Source organism: Roseivirga sp. UBA838 (assembly GCF_002296035.1).
GTDB classification, from domain to species: Bacteria; Bacteroidota; Bacteroidia; order Cytophagales; family Cyclobacteriaceae; genus Roseivirga; species Roseivirga thermotolerans.
Genome location: NZ_DBHC01000040.1, coordinates 1 through 16,162, shown reverse-complemented (window position 1 = coordinate 16,162; position 16,162 = coordinate 1). Strand labels below are relative to the sequence as shown.

Genomic DNA, 16,162 nt, shown 5'->3' with positions numbered 1-16,162 from the left:
TCTGCCCGTTTTTGTATAGCCTTTATTTTACTAATTTGTAAATTCATCTTTCAACCGAATTCAAATGGCAGCAAAAAAGAAAAGCGACTCATCTAAAGAAGAAGATAAAGCAAAAAAAACCGGAAGGAAACGAGGTGCTAAGCCATCGCCCAAGCCCAAAAAAGAAGAAACTCCTAAAGAACCGGAGGTTACAGACGATGACTTTGGCTTAGACGATATTGAACTTGAGCCAGTAGATGAAACTTCTGATGAGCCGGTAGCCACCGGTTTGGTAGAAGACCCTGTGGCCGATATTGAGCCGGAGGAAGAGTCGGTAGAACCTACCAAAGAACCGGAGCCAACTGAGGAAACCAAAAAAGAAGAACCCGAACCCTTTGTGTTCAACACTGATGAGAAAGAAGCCAAGCCTCAGGAAAACTCTTCTGAGCCAAGCTCAAAAGCAGGGAAGGAGGAGAAGAAGGAAAATAACAACGGTATTATTGTCCTCATTGTCATCCTAATACTGGTAATAGCTGCTGCCGCCTATTACTTTTTGGTATTTAAGAAAAAGAATGTGGAGCTAGAGCCTGTGAAGACCGAACAGCCTCAAAATACACCACCACAACAGGAGCCCGAGCCAGAGCCTGAACCAGAGCCAGAGCCGGTAAAACCAAAAGCAGAACTATTCACAATTTCAGCGCCTGAAGGCCGTTTCTATGTTGTGGTCGGAAGTTTTTATGACGAAGATCTTGCGGAAGATAAAGCCAAAGCTATAGTGGCCTCAGGAACAAGTGCTTACTTACTCAACCCTACAGGTCAACTTAAATTTCATAGAGTAGGAATAGCACAGTCTGCAACTATGGCTGAAGCCGAACAAAAGAGAACAGAGTTAGTATCAACTTTCGGAGAAAATATCTGGGTACTGAAATATTAAAATGGTGATATTATTGCAACAACTAGCCGCTGGAGATACTACATCTGTTGGCGGAGGAGAAGATAGTGTTCTTTTCTTTTTTGAATTATTGTTAAAGGGTGGTTTTTGGCTCATACCACTAGTCATTCTTTGGTTCATGGCCATTTACATTTTCTTTGAACGGTTAAGAAACCTCAACAGGGCCTCCAAAACTCCTTTTGAGTTCATGGATAAAATAAAAGACCTGGTAGTAAATGGCGATGTGAACGGTGCCAAGTTGCTTTGTGCACAGACCGATTCGCCCATAGCCAAAATGATTGAAAAAGGAATTCATAGAATTGGGTCACCTTTAAAAACCATCGAAGCCTCCATAGAAAATGTGGGTAAAATAGAAGTGTACAAGCTTGAGAAGAACCTCTCGCTGCTGGCAACCATTTCTGGTGCTGCTCCTATGATAGGTTTTTTGGGTACCGTTTCCGGTATGATTCAGGCCTTTATAGCCATAGCGCAAGAAGAAGGTTCTGTGAGTCCTAAGTTACTTTCTACAGGTATTTATGAAGCCATGGTGACCACTGCAGCTGGTTTGGTGGTAGGTATTATTGCTTATTTGGGCTACAATTACCTTGTTTCTAAGGTACAGAAAGCCATTCACTACATGGAGTACACTTCCATAGATTTTATTGACTTGCTACAAGAGCCCCAGTAATATGGATATAAAGTCAAAACATAAAGTAGAGTCGTCTTTTAGCATGTCTTCAATGACAGATATTGTTTTTCTGTTATTGATTTTCTTCATGCTCACAGCCTCCTTTATTACCCCCTCTGGCTTGCCGGTGAATTTGCCTACAGCAGCATCTTCAACCATATCGATGCAGAAGAACAGTTTAACCATTAGTGCCGATTTACGTTACTTTCTGAACGATCAGGAGGTAACTCCTGAAACACTAGAACGAGAACTTATGCGTTTAACAGGAGGGCAGGAAGGAACCCTAAGTTTGAATATTGATGCAGCGGTACCTACCGGACACACAGCAAGAGTAGCCGGCATTGCTGCAAAGCTCAAGCAAAAAACCGTGTTGGTAACACGACCTGAATAATAGAGTTATGTCAGATCAGGAAAAAAAAGACAAACGATTTAGCATAGTAGTGTCGGCTATTATTCATAGTTCGTTGATAGCACTATTCCTGATTTTAGTGGCTTGGAGGGCTCCCGATCCACCGCTTCCTGAATATGGTATAGAATTGAATTTGGGTTTTCAAGAAGCAGGTAGTGGCGATATAGAACGCAACAACAAGGCTGAAATTGAAGAAACCGAAAATGATACTCCTCCCGATGCTGAGTCAGATACTGATAACTCTGAAACAGAAGAAACTGAGCAGCAGGTAGAGCAGAAGACCGAAAAAGCAGAAGTAAAGCAAACTCCTCAAGAGCAACCCAAGACTACACCGGTAACAGAAAATCCCAAAGAGGCTCCCCCCGTAGAACAAACCGTTAAAGAAACAGTAACCAGTCCGGAAAAGTCTGAAGTTAAGGTTGAAGAGAAAACTACACCCGTAACCGAAACTAAAAAGGAAACCACAACGCCTCCAAAGCAGGAAGAAACCAAGAAGGAAGAGGTGAAACCAAAAGTTGAGGAGAAAAAAGAAGAACCAAAGCCCAAGCCTGTCATCGATAACAGGGCGCTAATGGGGGGTAAAAAGACTAACACTGATAGTAAGGAAAAGGCCTCTAACAACCAGGGTACGCAAACAGACACCCGTGGTAATATGGGGGATCCTAAAGGAAAAACGAATACCAAGGGAACAGATCCGGGAGGTGCCGACTTAGGAGTTAGCTACAGCCTTGATGGTTGGAAGTGGCAAAGCCCTCCGGCAGAAAAGGACGACTCACAAATAGACGGGGTCATTAAGTTCTCCATTGAGGTGGACGACAGAGGAAAAGTATTGAGGGCCACCATTATTCCGGGAACCACCATTAGTGATAACACCGTGGTAGATTTTTACCGTAAACAAGTACTTAACCTCAAGTTTATTCAAACGGATATGTCAAAGGCACCCGCCCCAATTTCTAAAGGCGAGGTTACCTTTGTAATCAAAACCAATTAAGGTCTTCTGCGAATGGTTCCTGAGCCACTTATTCGCTGTTCTAACTCAGGATTCCCCTTGTAGAGAATGTCACCGGAACCGGAAATCACAGCGTTCAGATATTCCGTAACGGCTACTTCAATATCGCCCGAACCGGAGACCCTTAATTCAGCACGTTGGGCTTCCAAATCGAATCCGTTAAACTGGCCCGACCCATTAATGCTGACGACTAATGACTCAGTAAGTCCGCAAGCATAGACATCGCCCGAACCATTAATCTCGAAAGTCAGCTCATCAGACCCCAGGCAATCTTCCACCAGAATATCACCCGCCCCATTGAGAAAGAAACCTGAAATTTGAGGCGCACTTATGTATATATGGAGCATTTCGGCTCTACGAATATTGGTGTTCGCGATGGTTTCCAGCTTTAGTTTCTGATTCTCTACCGTTACCTCAATTAGGTCGTGCAGGTTTTCATTGGTTCGAATGCGAACCGTATGTTCATTGTCTTTTCGAACATAAAGCCTGGCCGGAAGCTGTAGATATATGGCCTGGAAAGAGTCTACAGAATGCTCCATTTCAATCACCGGCCCTCGCCCGGCAATACTTTGCTCATCGCAACCACTAAGGGCCGAAATGAGCACAACTAGCAATAAATAGATGGTTAACTGTTTTTTCATTTTGAGTTTATGACATTTAATTGGATGACGTTGTAAGGCACCTTCACACGTATCCGGTTCAGAAATTTATTGGCTTGGGCTTAAATTGATACCATGCACCTAGTATCTTCGTACCATGACCTATCAGGAGGCGCTTGATTACATGTTTAAGGCATTGCCCATGTACCAAAGAGTGGGACAGTCTGCTTTTAAAAAAGATCTTACCAATACATTAAAGCTTTGCAACGCGCTGGGAAATCCACAACAGAAATTTAAAAGTATCCATGTAGCCGGCACAAATGGGAAAGGAAGCACCTCTCACATGCTGGCCTCAGTGCTTCAGTCGGCCGGATATAAAACCGGCTTATATACATCACCCCACCTTAAGTCTTTCACCGAGCGGATAAGACTCAATGGTAAGGAAGCCGAGCAAGACTTCGTAATTAATTTTATTAAAAAGCATAAAAAGCTAATTGAGGAAATTAAGCCCTCCTTTTTTGAAATCACAGTGGTAATGGCTTTCGAGTACTTTGCTCAGAAAAAAGTAGAAGTGGCCGTAATTGAAGTTGGGTTAGGAGGCAGACTTGACTCTACAAACGTTATTAGACCCGAACTTTCCATAATCACTAACATTGGTTTCGATCATATGGAGTTGTTGGGGGATACCCTGGCCAAAATTGCAATGGAAAAGGCCGGTATTATTAAAGAGAATGTTCCGGTAGTAATTACAGAAAAACAAGCTGACACCGTTCCTGTTTTTACTCAGATAGCCAATAACCGCAATGCCCCCATAACCTTTGCAGAAGAGGTGCAATTTGATGCCATTCCGCTTTCCGATTTAAAGGGAAACTACCAGGCCAAAAATGTGCGAGGAGTACTTACAGCTTTGGACATTCTGCGTACTGCTGGTTGGAAAATTTCTGATGAGGCCATTCACCTTGGGCTTCAAAATGTACAGGCTAACACAGGATTAAAAGGGAGATGGCAGCAAATTGGTTCTCATCCTTTAACTATCTGTGATACAGGTCATAATAAGGAGGCATTTGAATATATAGTACGTCAGATTCAGCGAGAATTATTTGACCAGTTATACATGGTTTTAGGCTTTGTGAAGGAGAAAGATCTAAAGCCAATTCTGAACATGCTGCCGGAAGATGCTGTACTTATATTTTGCGAACCGCAAATACCACGTGCTCTTTTGCTGGAAGAGTTGAGAGAAAGAACACAGTACATGAAGCAAACCAGGTATTACATTCAGGATGTGAATAGAGCCATCGCAAAGGCCCGTAGTTTAGCATCGGAGGGCGATATGATTTACATTGGAGGAAGTACCTTTGTGGTAGCAGAAATTGAAGAGTTGTAATGGGGAGATCGAAACTGAAGCGTTTTGCACAGAATGTTGAAAGGCACAATGTACTGGAGGATAGCAAAGCACTGTATAAAGAACTGAAGGGGAATTGGAATGTGTTGTACTTCTCCAAAGATCAGCCAATTACGGTTGAGCTGGCCTGTGGAAAGGCCCATTATACTACCGGCCTGGCAGCTCATTTTCCCGACAGAAATTTTGTGGGTGTAGACGTTAAAGGAGATAGACTTTGGGTGGGTAGCACTATTGCTATCGAACAAAATTTGAACAATACCGCATTTTTGAGGGCTCAGATAGAACACTTAGATCAGTTCTTTGCTCCACAAGAGGTTGATGAACTTTGGATAACTTTTCCTGATCCGAGACCCAAAAAGCGTGACATTAAAAGAAGGCTTACTTCACCGCGATTTCTGGAACTTTACAAGCTTATTCTCCATAAAAACGGTTTGGTGAACTTTAAAACGGATAACACACAGCTTTTTGACTATACGGTGGAATTGCTTCAAGAACGTAAGGATACCGAAATTGTAGCCCAAACACACGATCTTTATAGTTCACCTTTGCTGGCGGATCATTACGGTATTCAAACCGATTTTGAGCGGAAGTTTTTAGAGAAAGGCGAGACGATAAAATTCTTAAAGTTTAGATTTAAAAATGAAGGCTGATTTATTCGGAAAACCCGTTCACTGGTTAACAGCCCTCTATTTTGTGGTGGGAGGAATATTGTTGGTTTCTACCAGCCATGGCGATCTGGTGCTTTGGTTAAACGATCGGCATAGTCCTTTGGCCGATTCGTTTTTTAAGTATTGGACCTATGTGGGCGATGGTTTTTTACTGGGGCTGGTGGCTCTTTATTTTCTGTTTACACACTACCACCGATTCTACACCCTTTTAATCGCCATAGTTTTCCAGACCCTTTTTGTGCACGTTTTTAAACAATGGTTATATGCCGGTGAGCCACGGCCAAAGTTGTTTTTTCAAGATGAGCTAGACCGGTTGAATTTTGTTGAAGGAGTTACGGTGCGTAGCTATGATGCCTTTCCCTCAGGACATACGGCCTCTGCATTTACACTGGCTTTTTTTTTAATGCTTGTGGTTCGGTCTAATGCCTTACGAATAGCTCTATTTATATCGGCCATACTTGTAGGGATAAGTAGAATGTACATACTACAGCACTTTGCACGCGATGTATATTTCGGGAGTATATTCGGTATTCTTTCGGTGGTAATTGCCTATGCCATCATGGCACCTAAAAGTACACTTCCGAAACTCCAGCGGGGTCTTTTAAGAAGGTAGGGGCTATGGGCCCCAGCGCATTATAAGTGTAGTAGGGTTTTCGAATAGGTCTCTTGCCTCAGAATGATACACCAGACCCTCAATTTGCTCCAACTCATCCCTAAACTCTGTGCGGGAAATGACATATCCTGAAGGTGATTGCTTCATTTGCTCTTTCAGCCCCTCCAGATTATCGAAGCGTGTAATTTCTCGCTCCAAAGCAAACACAAAAGCCGGATTTAGCCGCTGATAGGATAAAACCATCTGGGTCTCGTCTATTTGCGGCAATAATTTTCTCACCGGATTTTCAGCGTCTACCGGAGGAAAAATCAGGTGGAAGAAGAGTAAAATGGTGATCAACCATCCGGCAGCATTACTCACCAATAGAGGGTAAATTCTTTTCTGAATGAGCCATACAACATTGAGCACTCCCAATAGACTGAGTGGAATAAAATACCAGGACAGATAACTCAGGTGACCCAGAGAATCATCTGCCTGAAGCCCGACATATATACCCACCGGAAAAGCCAGAAGCACTATGGTGTACATTAGGAGTCCAACCTTATTCCATGTGTTTTTAAGCCATTGTTCATCGATTCGGGATAGATAAACTCCCAGTATCACGGCCAGGGCAGGGTAGGCAGGAACGGTATAGTTTGGAAGCTTAGTGCTTGAGGAAGCAAAGAAAACCACTACCACCAGCGTGGCTATAAGTACGTAGAGTAACGGCTCTTCTTTACGCTGCTTTATGGCATGCTTCACACTTTGAAAGACAAAAGGTGTAAATGTGAGCATGCCCAGGAGAAACACATAGGCAAACGTGATTAGGAAAATGCCCTCATGGCCTTCCATGGCCTCTGAGTAGCGCGATAGGTTGTGTTTCAGAAAAAACTCTTCGGTCCATGCGCCATTGGTTTGACGATGGACCTCCCGATACCACGGAAAGGCCACCATAAAGGAGATCAACAAACCGCCCACGGGTTGTAATCTCCATATAGTTTTCCACTTAAAGTCTTTATTGAACAACAGAAAAAACAGAGCAGTGAGCCCCAGCAAAGCAATGGCAATCGGTCCTTTGGTTAAAATGCCGCAGCCAATGGCAAAGTAGAAGAAAAAAAGCTGCCAGCGATTGTGCGTTTTATAGGCCTCATAAAACGATATAAAGGCCCAGGTAGTAAAGAAAATCAGGTAAGGATCGGGAACCGACATGTGAAACTGCAAATTAAAGTGCAGCGATGTGATGAGCACTAAAGCGGACCAAATGGCAGCCCTGGTATGAAAATGCTTGAGCACAAATAAGAAGGTGAGTATTACGGTGAGCACTCCAAAAAAGGATGAAAAGAAACGTGCTCCAAATGGATTCACTCCGAAAAGTGAATAACCTGCTGCCATAAAGTAGTAATGCAGGGGCGGTTTATCGGTTCTTAATTCACCGTTGTAATAAGGCACCACATAGTCGCCTGTGGTAAACATATGCCGGGCAGCCTCGGCATTTTTGGCTTCATCGAGAGCGTATATATCCAGCCCACCAATGTTGGCGTACATCACAGCTATGGCCAGAGCAACGATACAGGCAAATATGATATTTAGTTTCATGTGCTCACAAAACTAATTGAAATTGCTATAAACAAAGGGATTTTGTGGAAGTGATACACAAAGGCCCTGATTAGGTATTTGAGGCAGAACTCATTTACTTTGCACTGCGAAAATTTGGCCCACTTAAATAGCTAGCAGATACATGAAACTTTCGGTGGTTGTTTCACTCTACAACGAAGAAGATAACGTTATTCCGTTGTGTGAAAAGGAATACGAGGCGTTGGAAGGAATAGACTATGAGTTGATTTTGGTAGATGACGGCTCAACCGATAAGACCGTAGAAAATGCCAAAAAAATAGCTAATGAGCGTACCAAGCTATTAATCTTCAATAAAAACCATGGGCAGAGTACCGCCATGCAGGCAGGTATTGATGCTGCCGAGGGAGATTACATAGTGACTATGGATGGCGACTTGCAAAACGATCCGGCCGATATTCCGGTAATGATGGCCAAGTTGGAAGAATCCGGAATGGACGTGGTAGCCGGAGTGCGAGCCAATAGGCAGGATGGCTTCGTTTTACGTAAGTTTCCCAGCAAGATTGCCAATTGGATTATCAGGAACACAACCGATGTGCGTCTGAGTGACTACGGTTGTAGCCTTAGGATATATAAAAAAGACATTGCCAAGAATCTGGGGCTATACGGAGAGCTTCACCGCTTTATTCCTGTACTCGCCAAACTTCAGGGAGCTAAGATGACGGAAGTCGATGTGCGCCACCATGCCAGAATTCACGGACAATCTAAATACGGCATCAATCGGACTTTCAGAGTTATGGCCGACCTTATTCTGATGATCTTCTTCCAGAAGTATCTTAGAAGGCCAATGCACCTTTTTGGCGGTTTGGGTATTGCCACCTTTATTATCGGTTTTCTAATCGACCTTTACCTGGTGGTGTATAAATTCTGGACCGGTGAAGATATTTGGGGAAGACCGTTGTTACTTCTGGGAAGCATTCTGATCCTGGCCGGAATACAATTCATTACAGTGGGTATTATTGCAGAACTTATGATGCGAACCTACTTCGAATCGCAAAACAAGAAAGTATATCGTTTAAAAGAAACCTTCGTTGGCAAACCAAAAGCTTAAACGGTGGCTCAAGGTGGCCGGGCAGCTTATTATTGCTGTATTGGCTATTCGCTTTGTGGTTAAGGAAATAGATCTTAACGAACTAAAAACCACGCTGTTATCAGCTAACTTCTGGTGGCTCATTCTGGCACTTGCCGCTTTTCTAGCCTCTAAATTCCTTAGCGCTTTTAGGCTCAACTTCTTCTTTAGGGCACTCGGGCTCAAGCTCAACGATTGGTTCAACCTAAAACTTTATTTACTTGGCATGCTCTACAATCAGTTCTTACCGGGCGGAATTGGGGGCGATGGGTACAAAGTGTATTTGCTCAATAAGTGGTATGGAACACCCTTGAAACAGCTTATAGGTGCAACCTTGCTCGACCGTGTGAGTGGTGTAGTTGCCCTTGGTTTTTTAGCTTGCGGACTTGCTATTTTTGGGCATACCGCCACGGCACTCGGAGCCTTTAGTTTTATACTGTGGTTGGGGCTCATTTTTGCATTTCCAGCCTATTATTTACTCGTGCATTTATTATTTAAGCGTTTTAAGTCCGTTAGTCATACCACCAACCTTCAAGCGCTTGGTGTTCAGGGACTTCAGGTAATTAGTGCCTTTCTTATACTCAAATCGCTTGGAGTAGAAAATGCCAATATAGACTACCTCACTCTCTTTCTGATCACTTCGGTAGCGGCCACTCTGCCCATATCTTTACCAGGAGGCATTGGGGTGCGTGAGTTGGTCATGGTGAAAGGTGCCGGCTATTTGCTTATAGACCAGACCAGTGCCACCGCTTTGGCTACATTGTTTTTTATCATTAGTCTTTTCAGTGCGTTGGGAGGCCTACCTTTTCTCCGGCTTTCGCAACCAAAAGATTAGGAAAAGATTAGTCAATTTATTGTCCATAATTTACATTAGTGGGCAATACTACTAGCTCTTATGAAAAACCTTTCATTATTAGCCCTAATGCTCTTTTTGAGCCTTACACACCCAGCATTGGCTCAGGAAATTTCAACAAAAAAGCTTATCAATAACCATTTCAAGGCTATCGAGAAATACAAAACCCTGGACATTGAGGATGAATCCATGGAGCAGTTCATAATGAGAGGAACCATGGCCGTGGGAGAAATTAAAAATATACCTCTGACCATAACCTACTGGAAAAGCCACGCAAGAATGGAAATGGAGTTTATGGGGGCCAAAATGATTCAGGTATCCAACGATTCTATTTCCTGGACCAAAGACCCCTTTGCGAAAGGCTACACCTTTGAGAAAGAAGATGGAGATGTGGATGCTCTGGGCTTTGATGAAACAAAGGCCTATGACCTAAAAGAACTGATAGAGCTAGCCGGCTGGGAACCCTTAGAAGTTAAAGAAACGGTTCTGGACTCGCTTGAGGTATATGAGCTTATGATAAAAACCAAAGCTTCTGATTTAAACGACATTGAGAGCGATCTGACCTATAGCTTTTATTTTGAGAAAGATACCTACTTCATGATTGGGGTAAGTCACGATGACGTCTACAGTCTGAGCCTAAACTATGATGTGATAGATAACATTCTTCTTCCTACAGTTTATTTATCCATTAGCGAAGAGGATGGCGTTATGCGAATGGATATATCGGAATACGATTTTGAAACCTCCATCGATGCTGCGCTTTTTGAGATGACGCAGGAAGTTCGTGAGGCTTATTCGGCTCATTTACAGGCCGAAAAGAGTAAGACTTCAGAGCCATCTCCAATTCAGGTTTTGTTCGAAGAAGGTGTGAGTCTTTTGGGTGAAAAGAAATACGATGACGCCATAAAGAAATTCAACAAGGCGCTGGAAATTAATGCTAACGACAACATTGTACTGAACAGAAGAGGTTTGGCCAAGTTATATTCAGGCGATACCTATGGAGCTATTGCCGACTTTGGACGGGCCATGGAACTGGCCGATTCCACCGAGTATCCAACCCTCTACAATAATCTGGGGCTGGCCAAATACTACCTGGGCGACTACAAGGGAGCCAGAGCGGACTACGAAAAGGCTTTGGCGGCCGATTCTTTCAACATAAATTATAACCAGAACATGGGGCTTCTTATGTTCAGGTTCGATGATTACGAAGGGGTAGACAAGTACTATTCCAGAGCCATAGCCATAGACAGTACTGTTGGTAAGTCATATTATCACCGGGCTATTGGCAGAGCCGAGCTGGGGAAATATGAAGAGGCGTATGCCGACTATGTGAAAGCCGGAGAACTAGGTATAGATTTGGCGGAATATCACAACTACAAAGCAGTGACCTTATACCGGCTAGAGCGCTATAGTGAGGCCGGAGAGGCTGTTCAGGCAGCTATTGAGCGTGACAGCACTAACAATCAATACTATTACAATCTGGCCGAGATATATGAGGTAAACGAAGAGTACAACAAAGCGGTTGACCAGTATAACCACCTACTCAGGCGCGATAGCACTTTACATCGGGTATATGCCGCCAGAGCCTTGGCCTATTGGGAACTTTCATTGATGAAAGCCGCTAGAGCCGATATTGATAAAGCCATTAGCATGAGTCCTGAGTCTGCTGTCTACTATGATTATAGGGCTTATATTAAAGAAGAGGCAGGCGACTATACCGGAGCTATTGAAGATTATACGTCTTCACTCAATCTGGAACAAGATGCCAATATCTATTATCGCAGAGGGCTTGCAAAAATAAACATCAGCAATAAGTTCGATGCCTGCACAGATTTTAAGAAGGCTGCAGAACTAGGGAATGAGGATGGAAAGCAAGCACTGAGCGAACATTGCAAGCTTTAAGTGAGATCAATAATTAATAACCGTTACAGTTCCTTTGCCCAGTGCAGAAACGGTCACAATAAAAAGTTTACCATATTCCTTCTCATCGAGCTGTTCAAACCGTTGCTCTCCAAGGAGTAAGTTTGCTACCATGGGCGTGGTATTTGAATGACCCGCTATGAATACGGTTCCGCCCTGGTGTTTTTTTAGCATTTCGGCCAGGTAAGTGGGGCTTCGGAAATCGTAATCCATTACCTGTAACTGATGCAATTGTGCTACCGGAGCAGCCGTTGCGCGAGTTCGTTTAAAGGGAGTAGAGTAGACAGCCGAAATAGGCTGGTCTTTCAGTAAAACAGCCAGTCGTTCAGCCCTGGCTTTTCCTTCTGGCGATAAACTAGGGTCTCTGGGGTCATCATCACCCTTTTCTGCATGGCGTACGAATATAAAGGTGGTTAAATCAGATTGTGCCAGAATGGGACTCACTCCAAAGCCTGAAACCAGCATCAGGCAGATTATTAGCTTTCTCATAACCGAAAACTACACAAAATTTCTTTGGCAGGTTAAGCAAACAGGAGGAGTGGTAAAGCTATGGGTTGAAAAAGCAATATTGGCAATCAGGCCCACTCATCATCTTCAAGGGCTTCCAGAATATCGGCCATTTCATCGAACTCTTTATATCCGGGGCGAATTTCGTTCCCACCCTTAAGGGCAATTCCTTTGGGTTGAACATCATCCAAAATAGCCTCTACCGTGTCTACAGATACACCGCTGCCCAATACAATGGGAGAGGTGGTGGCCAGTTGGGCCAGATCGTTAGTGCCGGCCGACTCATCTTCAAGAATAATATAGTCTAATTGTTTACCCCACTTTTCCGATACCTCCCGTGCATCGGCCAGACGATCAGTTCGATAGATCACGCTTTTTCCTGTTGAAAGAGCTTCGTTAATCAATGAAACGGAGCTAACCATAATGGCCTGAAGATCATATTCAGCGATTTGCTCTTTGAGTGAACCTGCAGAAGATTCCAATTCAAATTCGCCTACAAATTCAACCCCTGAGACCCATTCTGAAAGTTCTTTAAACGACTGTGGATCAGTATAGTTATTGTGTTGCTTTTCAATGTTAAATCCAAGCTGATTAACTAACATGCCTGCACAATATCGGGCATCGCTTAAATTGTTGATTCCGCTTACAATAACAAAAGTCTTTAGGGCCATTACTCAAGTGTTTTTAGCTGGGCAAAACTAAGTCATTCCAAAAACTTAATCTAAAATGTAGAAGGGAAATGAGGACAAAACTTAGGGTAAAGACCGTTCGATATGTATATAAATCAGAATTCTACGTTAGTCATCAGGAGCATTACCCAGTTCTCATTTTAGAATATTATGAGACAGCAGGTCTAAATGTTTGCTAAACGATTAATTAAGGTCTTAATTCGCTATATGAAACTCAAAAACTGGTTTCTGTTTCTCTGTGTTGTGTTGGCAACAGTTTGGGCCTGTGGCCAGGGATCCGATGAAGAGCCTGAGGCTCCGACTGACCCTAATTTGGGGAAGTCGTACTTCTTTCTGGAGCAAGGCAAATACCGTGAGTACAATGTATATGAAATCCGATATCAGGCGGTGGATATCAGCGATACCCTGCGCTATCAGTTGCGAGAAGAAGTAGGCGAGGCATTCGAAAGCCCTAAAGGGCAGGTTTCTCACTTTATCAGACGGTATACACGACCAACTTCTGCCCAGGCCTGGGAGTTAGACTCCGTATGGACCGCCCGAATTGAGGGAGATAAGGCCATATCGGTAGAAAACAATGTTCCCCTTATTAAAATGGTCTTTCCTGCTGATACTTCGCGCAGATGGGACGGCAACCTCATGAATAGCAGGCAGCCGGTTATCCAACGCTTCAAAACTTTCAATAAGCCCTTCACTGTAGGCCTCAATACCTTCCTGGAGGCGGCTGAGATAGAGATTAGCAACCAAGATGACGGAATCACTTTTCGGGATATTCGCAGAGAAGTTTATCGCGATAGCATTGGACTCATTTACAAATTCTATAACCAGGTGAAACTATGCTCTCGCCCGGAATGTCTTGGTCAAAACAAGGTGGAGTCCGGTAGACTATACAGGGAAGAGTTGATAGCCCATGGTACCCTCAATGAAGAAGATTAGTAGCATCATCATACTGGTTTTGATAAGCCTTCAATCGGCTGCCCAAGATCGGTACATGGTCTTTTTTAAGGATAAGAACGGGACCCCTTACAGCACTAGTTCGCCCCAACAGTTTCTTTCGGAGAGAGCCATTCAGAGGCGGGCAAAACAAAATATTCCTGTCACAGAAGAAGACTTACCGGTTAGTCCGGTATATACAGCTCTGTTGGAGCAAATGGGGGTGCAGGTATTTTATACCACCAAATGGATGAATGGGGTTCTGGTTCAGATGGACAACGGACAGAAGAGCCTGGTAGATAACCTTGAATTTGTGAGAGCTACAGAGTATGTGGGCCCGGATGCCCCACTTTCCAAAAGCTCATCGCTTACAGTGCAGGACAATGCCGGCAACATTTGGAATGAAGATGTGACCTCATTGCCTCAGTTTACTATGCATGGTATAGATGAGATGCATGATTTTGGCCTAAAAGGAGAGGGGATAATTATTGGGGTGTTTGACGATGGTTTTCAAAACCTGGGGTCGATTCCTGCCTTCAATGGTTTGACACAGGGCAATCAACTGCTCTATTCTTTTGACTTTACCAGAAATACTGAGAGTGTAAATAACGGCCGACATCATGGAACCAGGGTACTTTCGCTTATGGCCGCCAATGATGAATACTATACGGGAACGGCCCCCAATGCAAAATATATATTGTGCGCTACCGAAGCCCCGGGAGAATACAGAATAGAAGAGTACAACTGGCTGTTTGCAGCAGAAAAGGCCGATAGTGCCGGTGTAGATATTGTAAATACTTCTCTGGGATACTCCCATGGCTATTCAGACCCATCTATGAACTACAGGCCCGAGCAGTTGAACGGTGCCACTACAGTGGTAACCCGCGCGGCCAACATAGCGGCATCTAAGGGCATTCTGTTAATCGTTTCTGCAGGCAATAGCGGGACCGTTGTTTCGGCTCCGGCCGATAGTCCTTATGTACTGGCGGTTGGTGCCATTAATGAAGATGGGCTATTGGCAGGCTTTAGTAGCCGGGGTACATATACACCCGATGTCTTTAAGCCCGATGTAGTAGCTCAAGGGCAAAGTACCTTACTCATTTCGGTAGAAGGCACCTATTTACGACAGAATGGTACGTCTTTTTCAGGCCCCATCATCTCAGGTTTTGCGGCAGGTATATGGCAGGCCTATTCCGGCAAAACTGCTGCGGAAATGCGAGAGATAATTCGTAACTCCGGAGATAGGGCCTCTGAACCGCACCAGCAATTTGGCTTTGGCGTGCCTAATTTTTTGAGAGTAGTGCAACTGCTAAAACAAAACACTGAGGGATCGGCTTCAATTTTTAACGCCTATCCAAACCCCACTCAGGCCGACCTGCAAATAGAAGTAGATGAAGCTTTCTATGGAGAGCGTATTCAAATAGAGATAATTTCGGCCAAGGGCCAGCTTACCAGGCAGGTAGAATTCATTCCATTCGGTCACAGAAATCCGTTGACCATTAGCTTGCAGGAAAACGGTGTTTACTTTGTTCGGGTAATTACCAATAGGGGAGCAAGCTCTCGTAAGATCATTAAATATTGATATATATTTGTGCATGAGCTCACCCATTATTGCCCCTTCTGTACTCGCGGCAGACTTTGCCAATCTTCAGCGCGACATTGAAATGCTCAATGAGAGCCAGGCCGACTGGATTCATATTGATATTATGGATGGCGTCTTTGTACCGAACATTTCCTTTGGTCTTCCGGTGATGGAAGCCATTAATCAATATGCGAAAAAGCCACTGGATGTACATCTGATGATTGTACAGCCTGAGAAATACCTGAAGGCATTTAGAGATGCCGGTGCGGCCACTATTACCGTGCATTACGAAGCCTGCAACCACTTGCACCGTGTGCTGGAAGAAATAAAAAGTCTGGACTGTAAGGCCGGTGTGGCTATAAACCCTCACACCAATGTGCAATTGCTGGAAGACACTATTAGAGACATCGATGTGGTGTGTATGATGAGTGTTAATCCTGGGTTTGGTGGACAGAAGTTTATAGAGAATACCTACAAAAAAGTGAGGCAATTGAAAGAGATAATTGCCGAAAACAATGCACAAACGCTTATTGAAATTGATGGAGGAGTGAATGGACAGAATGCCGGGCCTTTGGTTGCTGCCGGAGCCGATGTGCTGGTGGCCGGGAGCTTCGTTTTTAAATCGGTAGATCCGCTGCTGACCATTGAAGAGTTGAAGAATCAGTAAGAAGTAACTCTGTTTTTAACCTGAGTTCGATGTACG

At 43.9% G+C, this 16,162-nt stretch carries 17 protein-coding genes; 13 read left to right on the top strand and 4 right to left on the bottom strand.

Going from position 1 to position 16,162, the window contains the following annotated elements; genetic code table 11:
• Positions 1-64: 64 nt before the first annotated feature.
• The 4 genes from B3O12_RS14190 to B3O12_RS14175 are packed head-to-tail and all read left to right on the top strand — an operon-like array spanning position 65 to position 2,998.
• Positions 65-913 carry an SPOR domain-containing protein gene (locus B3O12_RS14190; RefSeq protein WP_286756762.1) on the top strand — a complete coding sequence of 283 codons (849 nt, stop codon included), beginning with the start codon at positions 65-67 and terminating at the stop codon, positions 911-913.
• 4 nt (positions 914-917) lie between these two features.
• A complete protein-coding gene (locus B3O12_RS14185; RefSeq protein WP_373299031.1) occupies positions 918-1,598 on the top strand; it encodes a MotA/TolQ/ExbB proton channel family protein in 681 nt (226 codons plus the stop codon).
• A gap of 1 nt (position 1,599) precedes the next feature.
• Positions 1,600-1,989 (top strand): ExbD/TolR family protein, encoded by a 390-nt coding sequence (locus tag B3O12_RS14180; protein ID WP_286748348.1) that lies wholly within the window; start codon positions 1,600-1,602, stop codon positions 1,987-1,989.
• A 7-nt stretch (positions 1,990-1,996) separates the two neighbouring features.
• On the top strand, positions 1,997-2,998 hold the full coding sequence (locus B3O12_RS14175) for a hypothetical protein (protein ID WP_286756761.1): 1,002 nt from the start codon (positions 1,997-1,999) through the stop codon (positions 2,996-2,998).
• Here B3O12_RS14175 and B3O12_RS14170 read toward each other — a convergent pair.
• Entirely contained in the window at positions 2,995-3,657 is a 663-nt protein-coding gene (locus tag B3O12_RS14170; protein ID WP_286756760.1) for a head GIN domain-containing protein, read from the bottom strand. The two genes, B3O12_RS14175 and B3O12_RS14170, sit on opposite strands and share 4 nt — an antisense overlap.
• Before the next feature lie 115 nt (positions 3,658-3,772).
• Here B3O12_RS14170 and B3O12_RS14165 point away from each other — a divergent pair, with 115 nt between their 5' ends.
• Genes B3O12_RS14165 through B3O12_RS14155 form a run of 3 tightly spaced genes read left to right on the top strand, consistent with a single transcriptional unit; the run spans position 3,773 to position 6,298 of the window.
• A complete protein-coding gene (locus tag B3O12_RS14165) occupies positions 3,773-4,999 on the top strand; it encodes a bifunctional folylpolyglutamate synthase/dihydrofolate synthase (RefSeq protein ID WP_286756759.1) in 1,227 nt (408 codons plus the stop codon).
• On the top strand, positions 4,999-5,667 hold the full coding sequence (gene trmB, locus B3O12_RS14160; protein WP_286756758.1) for a tRNA (guanosine(46)-N7)-methyltransferase TrmB: 669 nt from the start codon (positions 4,999-5,001) through the stop codon (positions 5,665-5,667). Before B3O12_RS14165 ends, trmB begins: the two co-directional genes overlap by 1 nt.
• A complete protein-coding gene (locus B3O12_RS14155; RefSeq protein ID WP_286756757.1) occupies positions 5,657-6,298 on the top strand; it encodes a phosphatase PAP2 family protein in 642 nt (213 codons plus the stop codon). Before trmB ends, B3O12_RS14155 begins: the two co-directional genes overlap by 11 nt.
• A gap of 3 nt (positions 6,299-6,301) precedes the next feature.
• On the opposite strand, the gene B3O12_RS14150 is transcribed toward B3O12_RS14155, so the two are convergent.
• On the bottom strand, positions 6,302-7,873 hold the full coding sequence (locus tag B3O12_RS14150; RefSeq protein ID WP_286756756.1) for an ArnT family glycosyltransferase: 1,572 nt from the start codon (positions 7,871-7,873) through the stop codon (positions 6,302-6,304).
• A 142-nt stretch (positions 7,874-8,015) separates the two neighbouring features.
• On the opposite strand from B3O12_RS14150, the gene B3O12_RS14145 reads away from it, so the two are divergent.
• The 3 genes from B3O12_RS14145 to B3O12_RS14135 are packed head-to-tail and all read left to right on the top strand — an operon-like array spanning position 8,016 to position 11,733.
• Entirely contained in the window at positions 8,016-8,960 is a 945-nt protein-coding gene (locus B3O12_RS14145) for a glycosyltransferase family 2 protein (protein WP_189631355.1), read from the top strand.
• Complete coding sequence (locus B3O12_RS14140; RefSeq protein ID WP_189631354.1) at positions 8,941-9,813, top strand: lysylphosphatidylglycerol synthase transmembrane domain-containing protein; 873 nt, start codon at positions 8,941-8,943, stop codon at positions 9,811-9,813. The genes B3O12_RS14145 and B3O12_RS14140 overlap by 20 nt, the downstream gene beginning before the upstream one ends.
• Positions 9,814-9,873: 60 nt before the next feature.
• Positions 9,874-11,733, top strand: a complete 1,860-nt coding sequence (locus B3O12_RS14135; protein ID WP_286756755.1) for a tetratricopeptide repeat protein — start codon at positions 9,874-9,876, stop codon at positions 11,731-11,733.
• A 6-nt stretch (positions 11,734-11,739) separates the two neighbouring features.
• Here B3O12_RS14135 and B3O12_RS14130 read toward each other — a convergent pair whose 3' ends face one another.
• Both B3O12_RS14130 and B3O12_RS14125 read right to left on the bottom strand, forming a co-directional pair.
• The gene (locus B3O12_RS14130; protein WP_286756754.1) at positions 11,740-12,240 is read right to left on the bottom strand and encodes a SixA phosphatase family protein; all 501 of its coding nucleotides are present in this window, start codon (positions 12,238-12,240) and stop codon (positions 11,740-11,742) included.
• Between the two features lie 86 nt (positions 12,241-12,326).
• On the bottom strand, positions 12,327-12,929 hold the full coding sequence (locus tag B3O12_RS14125) for a phosphoribosylanthranilate isomerase (protein WP_286756753.1): 603 nt from the start codon (positions 12,927-12,929) through the stop codon (positions 12,327-12,329).
• A 225-nt stretch (positions 12,930-13,154) separates the two neighbouring features.
• Between B3O12_RS14125 and B3O12_RS14120 the strand changes: the two genes are divergently transcribed.
• The 3 genes from B3O12_RS14120 to rpe are packed head-to-tail and all read left to right on the top strand — an operon-like array spanning position 13,155 to position 16,126.
• Positions 13,155-13,880, top strand: a complete 726-nt coding sequence (locus B3O12_RS14120) for a hypothetical protein (RefSeq protein WP_189631350.1) — start codon at positions 13,155-13,157, stop codon at positions 13,878-13,880.
• Positions 13,867-15,459 (top strand): S8 family peptidase, encoded by a 1,593-nt coding sequence (locus B3O12_RS14115; RefSeq protein ID WP_189631349.1) that lies wholly within the window; start codon positions 13,867-13,869, stop codon positions 15,457-15,459. The genes B3O12_RS14120 and B3O12_RS14115 overlap by 14 nt, the downstream gene beginning before the upstream one ends.
• Before the next feature lie 13 nt (positions 15,460-15,472).
• Positions 15,473-16,126, top strand: coding sequence for a ribulose-phosphate 3-epimerase (rpe, locus tag B3O12_RS14110; RefSeq protein ID WP_286756752.1), 654 nt, complete (start codon positions 15,473-15,475; stop codon positions 16,124-16,126).
• The last annotated feature ends 36 nt before the right edge of the window (positions 16,127-16,162 follow it).

Bases quoted from the DNA above. Each gene is read 5' to 3' on its own strand.
- B3O12_RS14120 (WP_189631350.1), top strand. From the start codon at position 13,155: ATGAAACTCAAAAACTGGTTTCTGTTTCTCTGTGTTGTGTTGGCAACA.
- B3O12_RS14180 (WP_286748348.1), top strand. From the start codon at position 1,600: ATGGATATAAAGTCAAAACATAAAGTAGAGTCGTCTTTTAGCATGTCT.
- B3O12_RS14175 (WP_286756761.1), top strand. From the start codon at position 1,997: ATGTCAGATCAGGAAAAAAAAGACAAACGATTTAGCATAGTAGTGTCG.
- B3O12_RS14130 (WP_286756754.1), bottom strand. From the start codon at position 12,240: ATGAGAAAGCTAATAATCTGCCTGATGCTGGTTTCAGGCTTTGGAGTG.
- B3O12_RS14155 (WP_286756757.1), top strand. From the start codon at position 5,657: ATGAAGGCTGATTTATTCGGAAAACCCGTTCACTGGTTAACAGCCCTC.
- B3O12_RS14145 (WP_189631355.1), top strand. From the start codon at position 8,016: ATGAAACTTTCGGTGGTTGTTTCACTCTACAACGAAGAAGATAACGTT.
- B3O12_RS14165 (WP_286756759.1), top strand. From the start codon at position 3,773: ATGACCTATCAGGAGGCGCTTGATTACATGTTTAAGGCATTGCCCATG.
- B3O12_RS14115 (WP_189631349.1), top strand. From the start codon at position 13,867: ATGAAGAAGATTAGTAGCATCATCATACTGGTTTTGATAAGCCTTCAA.
- rpe (WP_286756752.1), top strand. From the start codon at position 15,473: ATGAGCTCACCCATTATTGCCCCTTCTGTACTCGCGGCAGACTTTGCC.
- B3O12_RS14125 (WP_286756753.1), bottom strand. From the start codon at position 12,929: ATGGCCCTAAAGACTTTTGTTATTGTAAGCGGAATCAACAATTTAAGC.
- trmB (WP_286756758.1), top strand. From the start codon at position 4,999: ATGGGGAGATCGAAACTGAAGCGTTTTGCACAGAATGTTGAAAGGCAC.
- B3O12_RS14150 (WP_286756756.1), bottom strand. From the start codon at position 7,873: ATGAAACTAAATATCATATTTGCCTGTATCGTTGCTCTGGCCATAGCT.
- B3O12_RS14135 (WP_286756755.1), top strand. From the start codon at position 9,874: ATGAAAAACCTTTCATTATTAGCCCTAATGCTCTTTTTGAGCCTTACA.
- B3O12_RS14190 (WP_286756762.1), top strand. From the start codon at position 65: ATGGCAGCAAAAAAGAAAAGCGACTCATCTAAAGAAGAAGATAAAGCA.
- B3O12_RS14170 (WP_286756760.1), bottom strand. From the start codon at position 3,657: ATGAAAAAACAGTTAACCATCTATTTATTGCTAGTTGTGCTCATTTCG.